This is a genomic window from bacterium, assembly GCA_026708055.1.
Taxonomy (GTDB): Bacteria; Actinomycetota; Acidimicrobiia; order Acidimicrobiales; family CATQHL01; genus VXNF01.
In genome coordinates, this window is sequence record JAPOVS010000076.1 from 1 (window position 1) to 19,139 (window position 19,139).

Here is a 19,139-nt window from a genome sequence, read left to right on the forward strand (position 1 = left end):
GGCACGAAAAGCTCCCCCGCTCGCAGAGTCCGGGAATCCACCGAGACCCCGTCAATGGCATCGTCGGCGCCGATCAGCTCGCCGCCGACGATGCCGGCCACCTCCGAGAGGGCGAGTCTCACGGTTCGACCGGGGTTCGCCGGCGCGAGCGGCCTCGAGCCGGGCGGCGGTCGACCTCTGCGGACCCCTCGATCTCTGCGGACCCCTCGATTCGCCGGCGCCGCCGGCACCGCGCAGCATGACCCGGCACCGGATCGAACGTACACCCCCTGCCGGATCCGACTCGGGATAGCACCGGCGGCCCGCGTGGCGGGCGGATTCATCGAGGTCATCGGCGCCACCGGTAGCGTGGCGCGCGTGACCGAGCGCATCCGGCTGGTCGTCCTGTACGGCGGCCGGTCGGCCGAACACGAGGTCTCCCGGGTGTCGGGCCGCTACGTGGCCGAGTGCGCCCGCGCCGGCGGGCTGGAGGTGGATCTCGTCGGCATCACCCGAGAGGGCCGCTGGGTGCGGCCACCGGCTGTGGCCACCGAGCGCGGAGCCGCCGGCGATGCCCTCCCGGCGCTCGGCGACGAGTTCCCGGCCGTGTCGGTGGACCGGGCGCTCGAACGGCGATCCGGTGAGTCGCTGGTCGTCTTCCCCGTCCTGCACGGACCCTTCGGCGAGGACGGCAGCGTCCAGGGCCTCTGCGAGATGGCCGGCGTCCCCTACGTGGGGCCCGGCGTGCTGTCCAGTGCGGTGTGCATGGACAAGCCGGTATCCAAGCGTCTCCTGGCGGCAGCGGGACTGCCCGTGGCCCGCCACACCGAACTCCGCAGCAGCGAGGTGTCCGTCGAGACCCCGGGAGCGCTGCTCGCCGAACTGGGCAACCCGGTCTTCGTGAAGCCCGCCAACCTGGGCTCCTCGATCGGCATCTCCAAGGCCGCCGGTGCGGCGCAGATCGCCGAGGCGCTGGCACTGGCCTCCGGCTACGACGATCGGCTGATCGTCGAGGAGTTCGCGGCTGGGCGGGAGATCGAGGTGTCGGTACTCGGCAACGAGCAACTTCGAGCCTCTCTGCCCGGCGAGATCGTGCCCGGCGGCGAGTTCTACGACTACGCAGACAAGTACCTCAACGACACAGCCGAGTTGCACGCCCCCGCAGACCTGCCTCCCGAGGTCAGCGAGGAGGTGCAGAACCTCGCCGTGGCCGCCGCCCGGGCGCTGGGTGTGGAGGGCCTCGCCAGAGTCGACTTCCTCTACGACGAGGCCGCGTCACCCGAACGGCGCCTCGTCGTCAGCGAGATCAACACCATGCCGGGGTTCACCCCCATCTCCATGTATCCCCGACTCTGGGCCGTCTCCGGCCTCGACGGCCCCACCCTCATCGCCGAACTGGTCCAGCTCGCCCTCGACCGCCACAACCGCCGCGCCGCCCACATCCGCACCACCCGCTGAACCCACTTCGTCGACGCCGCCGCGACCGGACGGCGCCCCGCTCGGCAGATCGCGCAGCAGAGATCCGTCAATTCGCCAAATCAATCCTCGACAATTCGATAACTTATCTCTCGTCAAATCGCCTAAACTCTGCAGCGTCGACATAGACTCCCGAGCGTGGCCGACCTGTATCCGAGAATCATCGAGAGGCTGCTCGCCGAGGAGCTGCTTCCCAACTTCCCGGCGGTCTTCCTGGTCGGACCGCGCGGCGCCGGGAAGTCAACCACCGCAGGTTGGCTCGGCGACACGGTGATCGACCTGTCGAAGCCAGGCCCCAGGCGGGCGGCGCAGGACGATCCAGACGGGGTGCTCGCCACCACCTCGGGGACTGTCGTCATCGACGAGTGGCAGGAGGCGCCGGAGATCCTGACAGCAGTGAAGCGGGCGGTCGACAGCGACCGGGCGCGCACGCCGAGGCGCTTCATCGTGACCGGATCGGCCCGCGCGGCTCTCGGCGGCCAGACTTGGCCCGGCACGGGACGGCTGATCCGGGTCCGGATGTACGGCCTCACCCGGTCCGAACTGGCGCACAACAACGCCTACAACCCCGTCGACACCTGGTTCGCCGACAGAGCACCCACCTTCGCTGCCTCACAGGTGAGCCGCGCCGGCTACATCGACCGGATTGTGGCGGGCCGCTTCCCCGCGGCACTGCGGCACTCGGGTCGCAACCTGTCCCGCTGGTTCGAAGCCTACGCCGAGCAACTCGCCGAACGCGACGCCCCGCAGATCACCGGCTCCCACCCGAGAGCACAACTGCTGCGCGGCGTGCTGCGCTCGTGCGCGGCCCGCACCGGCCGGGAACTCAACAAGGAGGCGGTCGCACGAGACGCCGACGTGTCCCGCGCGACGGCCGACAGCCATGTGAGGCTGCTGGAGGACCTGTCGGTCGTGGCCCTGCTGCCTGCGTGGCACAGCAACCGGGTCCGCCGGCTCACTCGCTCGCCGCGGATCCACCTCACCGACGCCGGTCTCGCCACCCACCTGCTGAACGCCGACGCCGAGACCCTGACCCGCGACGGCATGCTGGCGGGTCAACTCTTCGAGACCTTTGTCGCCACCGAACTGCTGGCCCACATCGAGACCGCCTCCACGGCAACCGGCCTGTTCCACTACCGCAACCGTGACGGGCACGAGATCGATTTCCTGCTCGAACGCCGCGGCCGTGTCATCGGCCTCGAGGTGAAGTCGGCCACAAGCGTCGGCCGGGGCGACGCCCGGCACCTCCTGGGGCTGCGCGACCGCCTCGGCGCGGACTTCCACTACGGCGCCGTGCTGTACAGCGGGCAACTCCCCTACGGGATCGACGACCGCATCTGGGCGCTACCCATCAGCACCCTCTGGGAACCTCCGATCGAGACACCTGTCCCATCGAGCGAACGGGGTCGGCTGCTCGACGACCTGCTCGGTCGCGACGAACACGCCGCCTACGTCCGGTCACTGGCCGACGATCCAGACCTGGCCACCAATTGACCCGGGCGTTCCTCGACGACCGTCTCCTCCGCTTCCTGCTGACTGACGAGAAGCACGACCGAGGTTCAGCCGACCAGGGCTGAGCGGAGGAAGCGGAGGAGTTCTCGGCGGCGGACGACGGTGTCGCGGAGGGTGGGCTCGACGCCGACGGCGCGCAGCACCTCCACCTCGGTGGCGACACCCATGACCGTCGAGTACGTGGACACCAGCAGCAGGCGGGGATCGCAGCGGCGGATCCGGCCCGACTCCATGCCGGCCTCGAGGAAGGCGCGGGCGCGATCCACCAGCGGCTCGAACCCGTCGCGCACGCGGTCCATCTGTGGCGGACCCAGCCGCGTGACCTCGCGCAGGAGCCCGAGCATCTCGGGCCGGCGCACCGCGAACCGGAACACCGCTCGCACGATCGCCTCGACGCCGGCCCAGACGTCGGGCGACTCAGCCTCCCCGTCGGCGGTCGGGGGCCCGCCCTCGGCGGCCGCCAGCAGTGCCGCGGTCAGGTCGGCCACCGTCCGGTCGATCACCGCTTCCATGAGAGCGTCCTTGGAGCCGAAGTAGTACAGGACGGTCTGCTTGCGGATGCCGCTGTCGCGGGCGATGGAGTCCAGCGAAGAGGCGTCGTAGCCGCGACCGCCGAAGGATGCCAGCGCCGCCTCGAGGATGCGATCCCGTGTCTCCACCGGCACTCAGCCTAGTTGCGGGCTCACTCCTCTACCATCTGGTAGGGCATTCAGCTCGATTGATGCTCCGCCTCGCCTTACCGCGTGGTAGATGCCTCTACCACATGGTAGAAAGAGAGGGTGATACCCGAGGCTCTGGCCGGCAAGCGCATCGCCCTCACCGGTGCCACCGGGTTCCTGGGCACTGCCCTGGTGGAGAAGCTGCTGCGCTCGGTTCCCGAGTGCGAGATGGTGCTGCTGGTACGGCCCGGCCGCCGCGGCGCCGCCGAGCGGATCCGCCGGGAGGTGCTGCGCAACGACGCCTTCGACCGCCTCCGGGCAGCGCTCGGCCGCGACGGCTTCGCCGCCGAGACGGCCCAGCGCATCCAGGCTGTCTCAGCCGACGTGAGTGCGGACGGTCTGGGCTGTGACGCCGAGGGGCGGGAACTCCTGGCGAGTTGCGACATCCTCATCCACGCGGCCGCGGCGGTCGCCTTCGACAACCCCTTCGACCTGGCCGTCGAGACGAACCTGCTGGGGCCGATCCGCCTCGTGGAGTTGCTGGCCGACATCGGCGCCACCCCCCACCTCGTCTCGGTCTCGACGGCGTACGTGGCGGGCAACCGGCGGGGGTTCGCTCCAGAGGAACTCCTCGCCGAGAGTCACTTCGCCGTTGCGGTGGACTGGCGCGCCGAGGCGGCCTCGGCACACCGCAGTCGCGACGCCATCGAGGACGAGAGCCGCACACCCGAACGTCTCGAGGAGTTCGCCAAGGAGGCGGACAGCGAACTCGGCGCCGCCGGAACCGCCGCCCTCAGCGCCAAGCGCGAGCAGATCCGCCAGCGCTGGGTGCGCACCCGGCTGGTGGACGTGGGCCGGGCGCGGGCGGCCTCCCTCGGCTTCCCCGACGCCTACGGGCTCACCAAGGCCCTCGCCGAGGCGGCCCTCACCGAGACCCGCGGCGCCATCCCGCTCACCATCGTGCGGCCGTCGATCATCGAGTCGGCCCTGGCCGAGCCGTTCCCCGGCTGGATCCGCGGCTTCCGGATGGCCGAACCGATCATCATCTCCTACGCCCGCGGCCTGCTGCAGGACTTCCCCGGCACCCCGGAGGGCACCCTCGACGTCATCCCCGTTGACCAGGTGGCCGCGGCGGTGTGCGCCGTGGCCGCCGACGGCCCCGCGCCGGACGGGCAGCCGAAGGTGGTGCAGGTGGCCTCCAGCGAGGTGAACCCCTTCCGCTTCGAGGACCTGCACGACTGGTCGCACGCCTGGTTCTGCGAGAACCCCGTCTACGACGAGCGCAACCAGCCGATCGCCCCGCCGCGCTGGTCGTATCCCAGCCGCAAGCGGGTGCAGAACAGCCTGGAGCGCGCCAAGCGCGCCCTCGAGACCGGCGAGAAGGTGCTGGCCGCCCTGCCGGTGCGCGGCGAGAAGGCGGGCATCGCCGCCGACTTCGCCCACAAACGCGCCCAGGTGGAGCGGGCGCTCAGCTACGTGGACCTCTACAGCAGCTACGTGGAGTGCCAGGCGACCTTCGGGATCCGCGAGCTGCTGGCGCTGCACGATTCGCTGACCCTGGACGACCGGGAGAGCTTCAACTTCGACCCGCGGAGCATCGACTGGCGCCGCTACCTCACCGAGATCCACCTGCCGTCGGTGATCGCCCAGGGACGCCTGAAGACGGCGCCGGCGGTCCGGGCGGGGGTCGGCCGCGACACCCGGCGACGCCGGCAGGTGCTCTCGCCGCAGCGCCACATGGCCGCCTTCGATCTGGAGAACACCCTGGTCGCCTCCAACGTCGTCGCCTCGTGGGGCTGGCTGGCGACCAAGCGGATGCCGACCGCCGAGCGGGCCCGTCTGGTGGCCCGCACCCTGGCCGAGGCGCCGAAGCTGCTGGACCTCGACCGTCACGACCGCAGCGACTTCCTGCGCTACTTCTACCGCCGCTTCGCCGGGGCGCCGGTGGACCAGGTGGCCGACGACAGCTTCGAGATGTTCAGCGACCTGCTGCTGCGCCAGTCGTTCCCCGCCGCCATCCGGCGGGTGCGCCACCACCGGGCGCTGGGCCACCGCACCGTGCTGATCACCGGGGCGCTGGACTTCGTGATCGCCCCGTTCGCCCCGCTGTTCGACGACATCGTGTGCGCCTCCCTGACCCGGACCCGCAGCGGATCCGCCTACACCGGCCAGCTCGCCACCGTGCCGCCGACCGGCGAGAGCCGCGCCGAGGCGCTCTTGAACTACGCGGCCCGCGAGGGGCTCTCGCTGGCCGAGTCGGTGGCCTACGCCGACTCCACCAGCGACCTGCCCATGCTGGAGGCGGTGGGGTTCCCGGTGGCGGTGAACCCCGAGACCAAGCTGGCGACCCTCGCCCGGCGCCGTGGCTGGCTGATCGAGAACTTCCGCCAGGCGCCCGGCGGGCCCCGCAAGCTGCTGCCCCTCGCCGAGCCCCTCGTGCGACGATGAGCGCCCGATGAGCCCGCGCACCGCCTCCCCCACCCCCCGGCCCGGCTTCGTGCTGGAGGTGGAGCGCTCGACGCCGCCGATCCTGTTCCACCACGGCGAGGGGTTCCGCCTCGAGCGGCTGCCGGCGGGGCGCTCCCGGGTGATCTACCCGCCCAGCCCGCTGGAGGGCCTGCCGGACCCCGCCGGCGCCATCCGCCACGCGTTGGAGCACCCCATCGACAGCGAGCCGCTGCCGGCGCTGCTGCGGCCCGGCATGCGCCTGACGATCGCCTTCGACGACATCTCGCTGCCGCTGCCGCCCATGCAGCGCCCCGACGTGCGCCAGCAGGTGATCGAGACGGTGCTGGACATGGCCGCAGCCGCCGGCGTCGACGACGTGCACATCATCGCCGCCCTGGCGCTGCACCGGCGCATGACCGAGGCCGAGCTTCGCCACGCCGTCGGCGACCGCGTCTACGAGGCGTTCGCCCCGTCGCGCCGCCTCTACAACCACGACGCCGAGGACCCCGACGGCATGGTGCTCCTAGGGGTGACCGACGGTGGCGAGGAAGTGCAGATCAGCCGGCGCGCCGCCGAGAGCGACCTCGTCGTCTACGTCAACATCAACCTCGTGGCCATGGACGGCGGCTGGAAGAGCACCGCCACCGGCCTGTCCGGCTACCAGGGCCTCCGGCACCACCACAACGTCGCCACAATGCTGAAGTCGCGCTCGTTCATGGACCAGCGCAACTCCGAACTGCACCATTCGAACTGGCGCCAGGGCGCGGTGCTGCGGGAGTCCGGGCCCCGGGTGTTCCAGATCGAGACCACTCTCAACAACAACAGCTTCGGCACCAGCGGCTCGCTGTCGATGCTGCAGAAGCGGGAATGGGAGTGGACCGCACGGGACCGGGCCACGTTCCTGGCCATGCAGGGGGGGCTGCAGGTCATGTCGCCGGCCGCCCGCCGGCGCGCCTTCCAGTCCTGGCGGGCGCCGTACGCCCTCACCTCGGTGCAGGCCGGCGAGGTGGAGGCCGTCCACAAGGTCACCACCGAGAACGTGTTCCGCCAGCAGCTCGTGGCCGTGGAGGGCCAGACCGACGTGCTGACCATGGGGCTGCCCTACATCTGCCCCTACAACGTCAACTCCATCATGAACCCGATCCTGGTGATGTGCCTGGGATTGGGATATTTCTTCAACCTCTACAGGGGCCGGCCGCTGGTGCGCCCCGGTGGGGTGGTGATCATGACCCACCCCACGCCGTGGGAGTTCCACCCGGTGCACCACCCCAGCTACATCGACTTCTTCGAGCAGGTGCTGGCGGACACCACCGACCCCGCGGAGATCGAGGCCCGCTACGAGCTGCGGTACGCAACCGACGAGTGGTACCGGCACCTCTACCGCACCTCCTACGCCTACCACGGCGTGCATCCCTTCTACATGTGGTACTGGGGCGCGCATGCGCTGAGTCATCTGGGGCGGGTCATCGTGGTGGGCGGCGACCGGGCGGCGGTGCGGCGCATGGGGTTCGCCCCTGCCTCCAGCCTCAGCGACGCCTTCGAGATCGCCGGCGACACCGTGGGCAGCCGGCCGTCGGTCACGCACCTGCACCTGCCGCCGTTCGTCATGGCCGACGTGTCGTGAGCGCCCCGCCCGGATTCCGCCCGTCATTCCGGCGAAGGCCGGAATCCAGACCCCGGCGACACCGGGTGCGCTGCACTCCCCGTCGAGCCGACCCATGAACCCCAACCCGCTGCCCCGATTGCTGCGCAACCTGGAGTTCCCGTGGCGCCCCCCGACCGTGCCGCTGTCAGCGCCGCCGGAGCACGTCCCGGCCGCGCTGGGCGCCGACTTCGACACCGACTGGGCGCGCCGCTGGCCGGCCCGCATGGTGCGCGCCTCGATCATCGAGTTGCTCTGGCGGCCGGTGGTGGCGGCGGCCGCTCAGCCCACCCGGCTGGGGCTGGACCGCCTCGAGGCCCTGGACGGCGAGCCGGTGATCTTCGCCGCCAACCACCACAGCCACCTCGACACCCCGCTGCTGATGACGTCGATCCCCGAGCCGTGGCGCCACACGCTGATCGTGGCCGCGGCGGCGGACTACTTCTTCCCGACCCGCGCCAGGGGCGTCGCCTCGGCGCTGTTCATGGGGGCCGTGCCGGTGGAGCGGGCCCGCGTGGGCCGCGACTCCGCCCAGGAGGTCGCCGGCCTGGTGCGCCGCGGCTGGAGCCTGCTGCTGTACCCCGAAGGGGGGCGCAGCACCGACGGCTGGGGCCGGCCGTTCCGCGGCGGCGCCGCCTACCTGGCGCACCGCTGCGACGTGCCGGTCGTGCCCGTGTACCTGGCCGGCACCCGCAAGATCCTGCCGAAGGGGCGGCTGGTGCCCACTCCGGGGCGCACGCTGGTGGTGTTCGGCGACCCGGTGCGTCCCGACCCCAGCGAGCGGATCCGCACCCTGGGCGCCCGCATCGAGGCCGCCGTGGCGGCGCTCGCCGACGAGACCACCACCGACTGGTGGCAGGCACGCCAGCGGGTGCACACCGGCACCACCCCGGCGCTGACCGGCCCCGACGCGGCCTCGTGGCGGCGCGCCTGGGCGCTCTCGCACCGCAGCAAGCCGCGGGCCCGCCGCTGGCCCCGCTGACTCGTCGAGCCGTCTCCTCCCCGCCGCGCACCGCAGCGAACCGCCGGCCGGGCGGCGCGTCGACCACCGCGAGTTCCCGAGGTGGGCGCCCCGATGCCCCTCGGGCCGGCGCCGACCCGGTCGAGGTGTCGGCGGCCCGATGCGCAGCGGCCCGAACGGCCGGCGCCGGCTGCTGAGCAACCGTCCCCCGGTCGCCCGGCGGGTAGTCGTAAGGTGAGTCCCCGGGCCGCCGCGAGGCAGCCCGGCAGGGTCGGGCCACAACCGGAGGGATGACGATGAGCAGGTTCTTCGCCGCTTACGGGCGCTGGGTCGCGCACCGGCCCTGGACGGCTCTGCTGATCACCGCGGCCATCACGGTCGTGGCGATCATCGGCTTCACCCGCACCCTCGAGACGGCCGACGTGCAGGAGGCGTTCCTGCCCGACGGCAGCGAGATGGTGGCCGCCATGGACAAACTGGCCGAGAGCTTCCCCGAGTCGGCCGAACTAGAGGCCGTCCAGGTGGTTCTGCGGGGCGACGTGTTGACCCCCGGCGGGGTGGCCGACTCGGTCACGGCCACCGCCGCCGCAGCCGACCACCCCGACCTGGCCCGCTACCTGTACGCCCCCCGCCCACCTGTGTCGCCCGGCCATGTGGTGCTGTCGATGCTGGCCGGACCGGGCAACGACCCGCGGACCGTGGACATGGCCTCGATCACCCAGTCCGACATCGACGCGGCCACCGCCGACGCCGCCAACGCCCCGCTGTTGGAACGGCTGAACGACATGATCGCCCGCGACGAATCGGGGGCGGTCATCGGCGGTGTCGGCATCGTCACTGTGAACGCCGGCGGGGATGCCGGCGGCCTGGCCGAGGCGCAACTCGCCGCCGACGAGGCGGTGCAGGCGGTGGATCTCCTGGCACTGGAGGGGGCCCGGACCATCTCGAGGGCCAAGAACGACAAGGAGTCCGACGACTCCGCACAGTCGTCGATGGCACTGCTGATGCTGGTGGCCCTCGCCGTGATCGCCGTCCTGCTGCTGCTGTTCTACCGGCGGGTCAGCGACGTGGTGCTGTCCATGGGCGGGCTGGTGCTGACCATCGTCTGGGCGCTCGGGTTCCAAGGCCTGCTGGGGCCCGACGGCCTGAATCTCATCGGAGCGCCCAGCGTGCTGGGCCAGATGGTGCCGGTCATGCTCATCGGCCTGTGCGTGGATTACGGCATCCAGGGCACGGCGCGCTACCGCGAGGTGCGCGCCGAGGGCGCCGACGCCACCGAGGGCGCCTCCAGGTCGGTGGCCGGCGTGATGCTGCCCCTCGGTCTGGCCGGGGTGACCACCATGGTCAGCTTCCTCACCAACCTGTTCGGCGACATCTCCGGACTGGCCGACTTCGGAGTGGTGGCCGCCGTCGGTGTGGCCGGCGGGCTGGTGGTGTTCCTCACCCCGGTGCCGGCGGTGCGGGTTCTGCTGGATCGCCGCAGCGGCGCCGAGGGCCGCGCGCCGATCACCCGCTCCATCGATCAGGCCATCCCCGGCGCGGGCAACCTGGTGGAGGCCGTCAGCAGCGCCACCGTCCGGCGCCCGACGCTCATCCTGGCGGCGGCCGGCGTGGTGACGCTGGTCTTCGGGGTGCTGACCACCAACCTCGGCACGTCGTTCGACACCAACGATTTCCTGCCCAACGGCACCGAGAGCAAGGAGGACGCGGTCTTCCTGTCCGAGAGCCTGGGAGGCAACACCGAGCCGGTCACGGTGCTGGTGGAGGCCGACCTCTCCAGCGACCGCACGGTCCGCAACCTGCTGGACTTCGCGACGAGAGTCGAGGATCCCCAGCAGCGGCCCGCAGCGGTCAGCAGCGGCATCACCAACTCGCTGGGCACCTACTTCACCTCGCTGCCCGAGGAACTGCGCGACCGGATCGAGGCCGACATCGCCCTGAACCGCACCAGCGCCCTGGTGGTGGCCCCTGAGACCATCGAGCGGTCCCTGAGGTCGATGCGGGAACACGACCCGGCCGGCTTCGACTCCGTCGTGGCTCTCGGCTCAGGAGACACCGAGGATCGCACGATCCTGCAGTTCAGCGCCCTCACCGGCGACCCGGACCGAACCCGCGAACTGTTCGCGGACGTCGACGGCCTGTGGTTCGGCGACGATGAGGCCATCACGCCGGTCGCCAACGAGATCACCTCCCTGGAGGTCACCGACAGCCTCACCGAGAGCCAGGCCACCTCCATCATCCTGACCGTCGTGGCCGCGCTGGTGGTGCTGACCCTGTTCTTCTGGATCACCGAGTTCCGCCCGATGCTGGCGGTGCTGTCGGTGCTGCCCATCCTGCTGGCGCTGGTGTGGGTGCTGGGCACCATGGTGCTGTTGGGTTACAGCTACAACGTGATCACCGCCCTGATCACCGCCCTGTCCATCGGCATCGGCGTCGACTACACCATCCATGTGACGCACCGGTTCATCGAGGAGCGGGAGCACGGCGGGGCCTCGGTCGGCGAGGCCATGCGGCGCACCATGCGCACCACCGGCGGGGCGCTCATCGGCTCGGCCCTCACCACCGCCCTGGGGTTCGTGGTGCTGATCGCCGGCCCCATCCCGCCGATGGGACAGTTCGGCGTGCTCACGGCCATCACGGTGTCCTACTCCCTGATCGCCGCCATCGTGGTGCTGCCGCCCATGCTGGTGGCCTGGGCCGCCTACCACGACTGGCGCCAGAGAAGCACCTGATCCCGCCGGCGGCCGCTGCGACGAACCGCTCAACCGGTGTACAGTCCGGTGTGCGAATAGCACCAGCGTGTACCTGACCGACGAGCAGCGCCGGTTCCTGGATCTGTGTCCGACCGGGCCGGCACCTCGCGCAGCGCTGAACTCCGACGAATCATCGACGCGGCCGCCGAGCGTCCTGGCGAACTCACCGAGGAGGTCCGCGAGGCGTTTTGTAGACGCGGCTCCGCTCGGTTCGCCGCGCCCGGCGTCGCACCGATTATCCGGGCGAGCCATGTCTCCAGGGCTACCGGGGCACCCCTCGGAGGCGTCGGCGCCGTTAGCGTGAAATGACGCCACCGAGAGTCGCCCGCAGGTAGATCATGACCGTTTCGGATATGCTCGAACCGATGACGACCAACCCGGCCCGACAGGCCGTACCCGCGCACGCGACCGCCGCCGAGAAGGGCGTCGGGACAATCGACTTCGAGCTTGTCGAAGCCCCGTCCCAAGCCCTTGACGATAGTGTCCGGCGCTTCTTCGCCCAGTTCGGTGAAGAACACCCCCAACTCTGCGACCGGCTCTTCGCCGAGGATCCCGACCTAAGCCTCTCCTGACTCCGCCCCTCTGGAGGCCACAAGGTGATCCTCGTCGACGATCACTTGGCCCGTGCTGCGCTCAGCGGAAGGCGCTGGCCCGCATGGGGCATCCAGACGCCCGTCCTCCCCTGGACCCTGCACGTTCGCCTCTTGCGGGCTCTGATCGACAGCAACACGCTCGGCCGGCTCAGCCGAGGCGCCGACGCCGACATAATCGGCGCTGCACTCTCACCACCACCTGACACACTGAGAATCCTCGATCCGCGGCCCTATTCGGTGGCCACCGCCAGCCTGATGGCCGACCACAAGGTGAGCCTCGCCGCAGCCGAACTCCTCGCTGCAGCCCTCGAACGCACGGCGACGATCCACCTCGCCGAGGCGAACGTCGGAAGAAAATGGGGCCAGACACTCGACGGCACCGGTGTCACACTGGTCACCTACAACTGGGATGAATTGGCGTCAAGCTGACGCCCTACTCCCCCGCTCCACCCGCGCCCGCTCCGGCGGACTCGATCCCGGTCGCTGCCGCATCGACGAGCCGGTCCCAGGAGCACATCGCCAGGCTGAATCCGTGGCTCAACCTGCCGAGCGCACGCACCGCCTCCATGACCTTCGGCCGGAGCGCCGCCTGGCCCGACGGCCGACCGGCACCTGCTTCAAGGGAGCCGTGAAGGGCGAACTCCACGGCGGCCTGCGCGCGCGGTTCGCTGACGGCGACAATATGCCGCAGCGACATGCGCGCCAGGTTCTCCCAGACCTCCCGCTCATGCAGACGGTCGAGATGCTTGGCGACCTTCCGTCTCCAGCGTGCAGAACTCGAACCAGAAGCACGGCAACCCGAACTCCGACTCCAATTCCTCTTTGCAGCGGGCCGCGAACTCGTACGTGCCAGGATGCTCCGCGGAGGTGTTGGCGAAGAGGACCACGTCGCCACGCTCAGGCCGCAACACGCCGTCCGAGGCAGCCATGAACGCCAGCGCCGCGGAGGAGCGTCCGCCGGAGAAACTCGCGACATGGGGCGCGGACTCATGCGCGAGATCGCGGTAACAGATCCGGCCCAAGTGCTTGCCCGATACCTTTGGGGGTGCCAGCGCCACCGTCACCTCGTCGTTCTCTCTCGGCAGCCCACTGACCCTGTGGCTACCGAAGGCTGGTAGTACCCCGACCCGACCGACGGACAACGAACGCAAACTCCGCGAGGTACATCATGGCCGTTCATGCCAGCACCCCCATCTCCCTCATCGAGGCCGCCTACGGTCGCCTGGCATCGGCGGTCTCGGGCGCCCGGGCCGCTACCGACCGCCCTCTGACGGCGGCGGAGAAGATCCTCATCGGCCATCTTGACGACCCGTCCGGTCCGCTGCCCGAGCGGGGGCGCAGCTACGTGGACTTCCGCCCGGACCGGGTGGCGATGCAGGACGCCACGGCCCAGATGGCGTGGCTGCAGTTCATGACTGCCGGGCTCGAGGAGGTCGCCGTGCCGACCACGGTGCACTGCGACCACCTCATCCAGGCCAAGGTGGATGCGCGGCGCGACCTGCTGGCGGCGCTGGAGAACCACGACGAGGTCTACGACTTCCTGGAGTCGGTGAGCGCCCGCTACGGGGCCGGGTTCTGGAAGCCGGGCTCGGGCATCATCCACCAGGTCGTGCTGGAGAACTACGCCTTCTGCGGCGGGATGATGATCGGCACCGACAGCCACAGCCCCAACGCCGGCGGGCTGGGCATGGTGGCGGTGGGTGTGGGCGGCGCCGACGCCGTGGACGTCATGACCGGATTCCCGTGGAACGTCCGCTGGCCGAAGTTCATCGGCGTGCGCCTCACCGGGCGCCTCTCGGGCTGGTCGGCGCCCAAGGACGTCATCCTGAAGGTCGCCGACCTGCTGACGGTCGCCGGCGGCACCGGGGCCATCGTCGAGTATTTCGGTCCCGGCGCCGAGACGATCTCCGCCACCGGCAAGGCCACCATCTGCAACATGGGCGCAGAGATCGGCGCCACCACCTCACTGTTCGCCTACGACGAGTCGATGGCCCGCTACCTGAAGGCCACCGGGCGCGAGCAGGCGGCCGCCGCGGCCGACGCCGTCGCCGAGCACCTGCGGCCCGACGACGGCGTGCTGGCCGACCCCGAGGGTTGCTACGACTCGGTCGTCGAGATCGACCTGTCCACCCTGGCACCGCACATCAACGGCCCCCATTCCCCCGACCGGGCCCGCCCGGTGTCGGAGCTCGGTGCCGAGGCGGCCGCCGAGGGCTGGCCCATGGAGATCTCCGCGGCCCTGGTGGGATCGTGTACCAACTCCTCCTACGAGGACATCACCCGGGCGGCCAGCATCGTGTCCGGTGCGGTGGCGAAGGGGCTGAAGGTCCGGGCGCCGCTGCTGGTCACGCCCGGATCGGAGCAGATCCGCGCCACCATCGCCCGCGACGGCCTGCTGGGCGTCTTCGAGGAGGCAGGGGCCACGGTGCTGGCCAACGCCTGCGGGCCGTGCATCGGCCAGTGGTCGCGCAGCGACGTGGCCGAGGGCGACACCAACGTGATCGTCAACAGCTACAACCGCAACTTCCCCAAGCGCAACGACGGCCTGGCCTCCACGCTGGCGTTCGTCACCTCACCGGAGGTGGTGGTGGCCCTGGCGCTCGCCGGCCGGGTGGACTTCGACCCGCTCAGCGACACCCTCACCAACGACGCCGGCGAGGAGGTGCGCCTGCCCGAACCGGTCGGCACCGAGTTGCCCCCTGACGGCTTCGATCCCGGCGAGGCGGGTTTCGTGGCCCCGCCGGCGGAGGCGGAGCGGGCCGCCATCGAGGTGCGAATCTCGCCGACCAGCAGGCGCCTGCAGGAACTGCAGCCGTTCGCCGCCTGGGACGGGCGGGACTACGAGAACCTGCCGGTGCTGGTGAAGGCGGCCGGCAAGTGCACCACCGACCACATCTCCGCCGCCGGACCGTGGCTGCGCTACCGGGGTCACCTGGAGAACATCAGCGGCAACCTCTTCGCCGGTGCGGTCAACGCCTTCGGCGGCATCGTCGGCGAGGGCAAGGACCAGACCGACGGGCAGGTCCGTCCGTACCCCGAGATCGCCGAGCGCTACCACACCGCCGGCTTGTCATGGATCGCCGTGGGGGACGCCAACTACGGCGAGGGGTCCTCCCGTGAGCACGCCGCCATGGAACCCCGCTTCCGGGGCTGCGTGGCCGTCATCGTGCGCTCCTTCGCCCGCATCCACGAGACCAACCTCAAGAAGCAGGGCGTGCTGGCACTCACGTTCGCCGACCCCGCCGACTACGACCGCATCGGCGAGGACGATCGAATCGCCGTGCGGGGCCTGGCCGACCTGGCGCCGGGCGAGCCGGTGCGGGTGGAGGTGTCGCACCCCGACGGCTCGACGGACGCCTTCGACACCCGCCACACGATGTCGGCCGACCAGATCGACTGGTTCCGCGCCGGCAGCGCCCTCAACGTGATCCGCCAGCGGTTGTAGGCGCCGCTCTACGGGCACCACCGGCGACTTCGGGAGGGAGAGCCATACTGTATTGCGATTTGTGATACACTGACGCCCGTGGGAGCAGCCATCTCCGTCCGGCTGGACGACCAAGCGCATCGGGCCCTGCTGCAACTCGAAGCCACAGGAATGACCCGCTCGGAAGCGATCCGCAGTTCTGTGGTGGCGGCGGCGGCCCGCCTCGCTGAACACCGAACGCTGGCGGCGGAGGCTGCCGCCCTCGACGCCGACGAACGGGATCGCCGCGAGATGCGCGACGTGGCGGCGATGATGGAGGACCTGCGTGCGCCGTGGTGAGGTACGCCCGCTCCGCCTGTCCAAGGGCACCGGGCACGAACAGCAGGGGCGGCGCTTCGGTGTCGTCGTCCAGACCGACGCCCTGCTCCCCCGCTCCACGGTGCTCGTAGCACCTACCTCGCGTAGCGCCAGGCCGGCCTCGTTCCGCCCCGAGATCTCGATCGGGGGGACGGCGACACGGGTGCTCGTGGAGCAGTCGGGCGCCGTCGACGCCAGCCGGCTGGGAGACACGGTCGGCCGACTCAGCACCACCGAGCAGTGGGCGGTCGACGCTGCGCTGTTGACGGTTCTGGACCTGCACTGACCCTGGACCAGTTCCGCGGTGGTGCTAGGGGAGCGTCTCGGCGGGGAGGGGGTGGCGGAACAGGGCGGCGGCGTTGCGGTGGCAGACGTCGGCGATGACGTCGTCGGGGAGGTGGCCGATCATCTCCTCGAGTGCGTCCTGGCAGCCGGGCCAGGTGCTGTCGGCGTGGGGGTAGTCGACCTCCATCATGACGTGGCTGCGGTTGAGGGCGACGACCGCGTCGATGCTGGACGGGTCGCTGATGGTGCAGTACCAGACGTTGCGCAGCAGCAGCTCGTGGGGGCCGGTGGCGCCGGTGGGCCAGTCCTGGCGGCCGTGGCCGGAGACCTCGATCTGGTGGCGCATGCGGTCGTACATGGTGGGCACCCAGCCGCAGCCGCCCTCGGACAGGGCGATGCGGATGTTCGGGAAGCGCAGCCCGATGCCCGACCAGACCCACTCGGCGGCCGCCACGTAGGCGTGCATCTGGAACAGCGTGGCCCGCACGGCCAGGTGCGGGCCGGCCTCGTCCTGGGGCATCCAGTGGCCCGACGAGCCGGTGTGCAGGCAGATCACCGTCCCGGTCTCCTCGCACGCCCCCAGCAGCGGGTCCCACCAGCGGTCGTGGATCGACGGCAGGCCCATGTGCGCCGGGTTCTCCGGCAGGGTCACCGCCGTGAAGCCCCGCTCGGCGTTGCGGCGGATCTCGGCGGCGGCCAGGTGCGGGTCGCGCAGCCAGGTGATGCCCATGGGGATGATGCGGTCGGGGTGGGCGCCCCACCATTCCTCGTGGATCCAGTCGTTGAAGGCCCGCGTCACCGCCAAGCCCAGTTCGGGGTCGGAGCAACTGGAGTACACCGCTCCGCAGAAGCCGGTGATGACCGACGGGAAGCAGACCGACGCCCAGACGCCGCCCAGGTCCATGTCGCGGATGCGCTGGTGGATGTCCCAGGAGCCGCGCCGCATGTCACTGAAGCGGGCCGGCTCGAAGGTGATGTCGTCGCGGTCCGCCCGTCCCACCTGGGCGTTGAGGCCGAGTTGTTCGTAGACCTCGCCGTCGAATTGCCAGGCCTGCGTGCCGTCGCCCTGCTCGACGACCCGCGGCGCCAGGTCCTGGTAGCGGCGCGGCAGGCGACCCTCGAACAGCCACGGCGGCTCGACGAGGTGGTCGTCCACCGAGATGAGCGTGTAGCGGACCCGCTGCGCCGGCGGATCCGGCAGCAGCATCGGGCTCGGCGCCTCGTCGAGGTCGACGACGCTCACCGTGCGATCCCCCCCGGTGACCGGCGGGCGGCGAACGCCCCGTGCTCGCAGTCCACGCGCGGCACTCTACCGGCCGCCGCGGCGCTGGTCGGGGCCTCAGGGTCCCTCCGGCTCTTCGGCGTGGTCGGAGTCCCTGGGCGGGCCGGTCCCGCGCCGCGCGGCGCCAGTCGCCGCCGGCGGGGCGGCCGCCGCGGCCCGTCCGCGGCGCCCGCGCCGAGGCGGCCGCAGCCGACCGCGAGCGGCGTTAGAGTTCAGCGGCGTACACGCCGCGCGGCGGCCGCGGGCCGCTGCAGACCCAAAGGAAGGCAAGCATGTTCTTCACACCGAGCCGTCCGCGCGCCGCGGGACCCGCCGCCGACGCCCCCCCCCCCGGAGTCCTAGACCGTAGGCGCCGCTGCCGCGGCGCGGCCGCGCTCCTGTCGGCGCTCGCCGTCGCCGCCGGCGCGCTCGTCGCCGCGCCCGCCGCCGCCCAGGAACCGCCCGCCGCCGCAGAAATCCGCATCGTGGCGCGCCAACTCGCCGACGGCCGCGTCGAGTTCGGAATCCAACAACGCGCCAGCACCGCAGACCCCTGGGGGCAACGACAACTCCCCCGCTCCCGGTTCTTCCCCACCACCGCACCAACCGGCCGCTGGCTCGCCAGCAGCCCCCTACCCGCCACAACCCCCGCCCCCGCCGGCGGGACCTACACCGCCATCACCGCCGGCTGGGACCACACCTGCGCACTCGACGCCGACGGCGCCATCACCTGCTGGGGCAACAACAGTAACGGGCAGGCCGACCCGCCCGACGGGACCTACACCGCCATATCCGCAGGCAACACCTCAGGAGATATTTTCCACGTCATCGATGACATCGAAGACCCAGAACGCGTGTACCACGCCTGCGCACTCACCGCCGACGGCGCCATCACATGCTGGGGCAACAACTCCTTCGGTCAAACCGACGCGCCCGACGGGACCTACACCGCCATCACCGCCGGCAGCAGCCACTCCTGCGCACTCGACGCCGACCGCACCATCACCTGCTGGGGCCGCAACACCGACTGGAGTGGAGAACCCACCGGTGCAACCGACGCGCCCGACGGGACCTACACCGCCATCACCGCCGGCGGCTACCACACCTGCGCACTCACCGCCGACGGCGCCATCACCTGCTGGGGCGACAACACCTTCGGGCAGGCCGACGCGCCCGACGGGACCTACACCGCCATCACCGCCGGCAGCTACCACACCTGCGCACTCGACGCCGATCGCACCATCGCATGCTGGGGCACTAACTCCTTCGGGCTGGCCGACGCGCCCGACGGGACCTACACCGCCATCACCGCCGGCAGCAGCCACTCCTGCGCACTCGACGCCGACCGCACCATCACCTGCTGGGGCCGCAACACCGACTGGAGTGGAGAACCCACCGGTGCAACCGACGCGCCCGACGGGACCTACACCGCCATCACCGCCGGCGGCTACCACACCTGCGCACTCGACGCCGACGGCGCCATCGCATGCTGGGGCACCAACGACTTCGGGGAGGCCGACGCGCCCGACGGCCACTTCACCGCCGTCACCGCCGGCGGCGGCCACACCTGCGCACTCGACGCCGACGGCGCCATCGCATGCTGGGGCACCAACGACTTCGGGGAGGCCGACGCGCCCGACGGGACCTACACCGCCGTCACCGTCAGCAGCCTCCACGCCTGCGCACTCGACGCCGACGGCGCCATCGCATGCTGGGGCAACAACACCGACTGGAGTGGAGAACCCACCGGTGCAACCGACGCGCCCGACGGGACCTACACCGCCATCAC

Annotated in this window: 16 protein-coding genes; 12 read left to right on the forward strand and 4 right to left on the reverse strand. The window is 71.0% G+C overall.

From position 1 onward, the window contains the following. Positions 1-306: 306 nt before the first annotated feature. Together OXG55_16240 and OXG55_16245 are read left to right on the forward strand one after the other, a co-directional pair. Positions 307-1,437, forward strand: a complete 1,131-nt coding sequence (locus tag OXG55_16240; GenBank protein ID MCY4104786.1) for a D-alanine--D-alanine ligase — start codon at positions 307-309, stop codon at positions 1,435-1,437. A gap of 156 nt (positions 1,438-1,593) precedes the next feature. Next, positions 1,594-2,949, forward strand: a complete 1,356-nt coding sequence (locus OXG55_16245; GenBank protein ID MCY4104787.1) for an ATP-binding protein — start codon at positions 1,594-1,596, stop codon at positions 2,947-2,949. A 65-nt stretch (positions 2,950-3,014) separates the two neighbouring features. On the opposite strand, the gene OXG55_16250 is transcribed toward OXG55_16245, so the two are convergent. After that, positions 3,015-3,626, reverse strand: a complete 612-nt coding sequence (locus OXG55_16250) for a TetR/AcrR family transcriptional regulator (GenBank protein MCY4104788.1) — start codon at positions 3,624-3,626, stop codon at positions 3,015-3,017. 120 nt (positions 3,627-3,746) lie between these two features. Here OXG55_16250 and OXG55_16255 point away from each other — a divergent pair, with 120 nt between their 5' ends. From OXG55_16255 to OXG55_16280, 6 genes are all read left to right on the forward strand, one after another. Beyond that, positions 3,747-6,074, forward strand: coding sequence for an HAD-IB family hydrolase (locus OXG55_16255; GenBank protein MCY4104789.1), 2,328 nt, complete (start codon positions 3,747-3,749; stop codon positions 6,072-6,074). A 7-nt stretch (positions 6,075-6,081) separates the two neighbouring features. Further along, positions 6,082-7,698, forward strand: coding sequence for a lactate racemase domain-containing protein (locus OXG55_16260; protein MCY4104790.1), 1,617 nt, complete (start codon positions 6,082-6,084; stop codon positions 7,696-7,698). A 94-nt stretch (positions 7,699-7,792) separates the two neighbouring features. Then, positions 7,793-8,698: a lysophospholipid acyltransferase family protein gene (locus tag OXG55_16265; protein MCY4104791.1), complete on the forward strand. Its 906-nt coding sequence runs from the start codon at positions 7,793-7,795 to the stop codon at positions 8,696-8,698. A 275-nt stretch (positions 8,699-8,973) separates the two neighbouring features. Then, the gene (locus tag OXG55_16270; GenBank protein MCY4104792.1) at positions 8,974-11,409 is read left to right on the forward strand and encodes an MMPL family transporter; all 2,436 of its coding nucleotides are present in this window, start codon (positions 8,974-8,976) and stop codon (positions 11,407-11,409) included. A 386-nt stretch (positions 11,410-11,795) separates the two neighbouring features. Further along, positions 11,796-12,002, forward strand: a complete 207-nt coding sequence (locus OXG55_16275; protein ID MCY4104793.1) for a hypothetical protein — start codon at positions 11,796-11,798, stop codon at positions 12,000-12,002. 24 nt (positions 12,003-12,026) lie between these two features. Beyond that, complete coding sequence (locus OXG55_16280) at positions 12,027-12,452, forward strand: hypothetical protein (GenBank protein MCY4104794.1); 426 nt, start codon at positions 12,027-12,029, stop codon at positions 12,450-12,452. Positions 12,453-12,456: 4 nt separating this feature from the next. On the opposite strand, the gene OXG55_16285 is transcribed toward OXG55_16280, so the two are convergent. After that, entirely contained in the window at positions 12,457-12,720 is a 264-nt protein-coding gene (locus tag OXG55_16285; protein MCY4104795.1) for a hypothetical protein, read from the reverse strand. 28 nt (positions 12,721-12,748) lie between these two features. After that, on the reverse strand, positions 12,749-13,081 hold the full coding sequence (locus OXG55_16290) for a hypothetical protein (protein MCY4104796.1): 333 nt from the start codon (positions 13,079-13,081) through the stop codon (positions 12,749-12,751). A 110-nt stretch (positions 13,082-13,191) separates the two neighbouring features. Here OXG55_16290 and OXG55_16295 point away from each other — a divergent pair, with 110 nt between their 5' ends. The 3 genes from OXG55_16295 (at position 13,192) to OXG55_16305 (ending at position 16,090) form a co-directional block, all read left to right on the forward strand. Then, positions 13,192-15,468 carry an aconitate hydratase gene (locus OXG55_16295; protein ID MCY4104797.1) on the forward strand — a complete coding sequence of 759 codons (2,277 nt, stop codon included), beginning with the start codon at positions 13,192-13,194 and terminating at the stop codon, positions 15,466-15,468. Between the two features lie 78 nt (positions 15,469-15,546). Continuing rightward, the gene (locus OXG55_16300; protein MCY4104798.1) at positions 15,547-15,786 is read left to right on the forward strand and encodes a hypothetical protein; all 240 of its coding nucleotides are present in this window, start codon (positions 15,547-15,549) and stop codon (positions 15,784-15,786) included. Beyond that, positions 15,773-16,090 (forward strand): type II toxin-antitoxin system PemK/MazF family toxin, encoded by a 318-nt coding sequence (locus OXG55_16305; protein ID MCY4104799.1) that lies wholly within the window; start codon positions 15,773-15,775, stop codon positions 16,088-16,090. Before OXG55_16300 ends, OXG55_16305 begins: the two co-directional genes overlap by 14 nt. A gap of 24 nt (positions 16,091-16,114) precedes the next feature. Here OXG55_16305 and OXG55_16310 read toward each other — a convergent pair whose 3' ends face one another. Then, positions 16,115-17,332: an amidohydrolase family protein gene (locus OXG55_16310; protein MCY4104800.1), complete on the reverse strand. Its 1,218-nt coding sequence runs from the start codon at positions 17,330-17,332 to the stop codon at positions 16,115-16,117. A gap of 311 nt (positions 17,333-17,643) precedes the next feature. Here OXG55_16310 and OXG55_16315 point away from each other — a divergent pair. Next, the coding region (locus OXG55_16315; protein ID MCY4104801.1) for a hypothetical protein at positions 17,644-19,139 on the forward strand (1,496 nt) is incomplete at its 3' end.

Bases quoted from the DNA above. Each gene is read 5' to 3' on its own strand.
- OXG55_16260 (MCY4104790.1), top strand. From the start codon at position 6,082: ATGAGCCCGCGCACCGCCTCCCCCACCCCCCGGCCCGGCTTCGTGCTG.
- OXG55_16265 (MCY4104791.1), top strand. From the start codon at position 7,793: ATGAACCCCAACCCGCTGCCCCGATTGCTGCGCAACCTGGAGTTCCCG.
- OXG55_16270 (MCY4104792.1), top strand. From the start codon at position 8,974: ATGAGCAGGTTCTTCGCCGCTTACGGGCGCTGGGTCGCGCACCGGCCC.
- OXG55_16275 (MCY4104793.1), top strand. From the start codon at position 11,796: ATGACGACCAACCCGGCCCGACAGGCCGTACCCGCGCACGCGACCGCC.
- OXG55_16285 (MCY4104795.1), bottom strand. From the start codon at position 12,720: ATGTCGCTGCGGCATATTGTCGCCGTCAGCGAACCGCGCGCGCAGGCC.
- OXG55_16295 (MCY4104797.1), top strand. From the start codon at position 13,192: ATGGCCGTTCATGCCAGCACCCCCATCTCCCTCATCGAGGCCGCCTAC.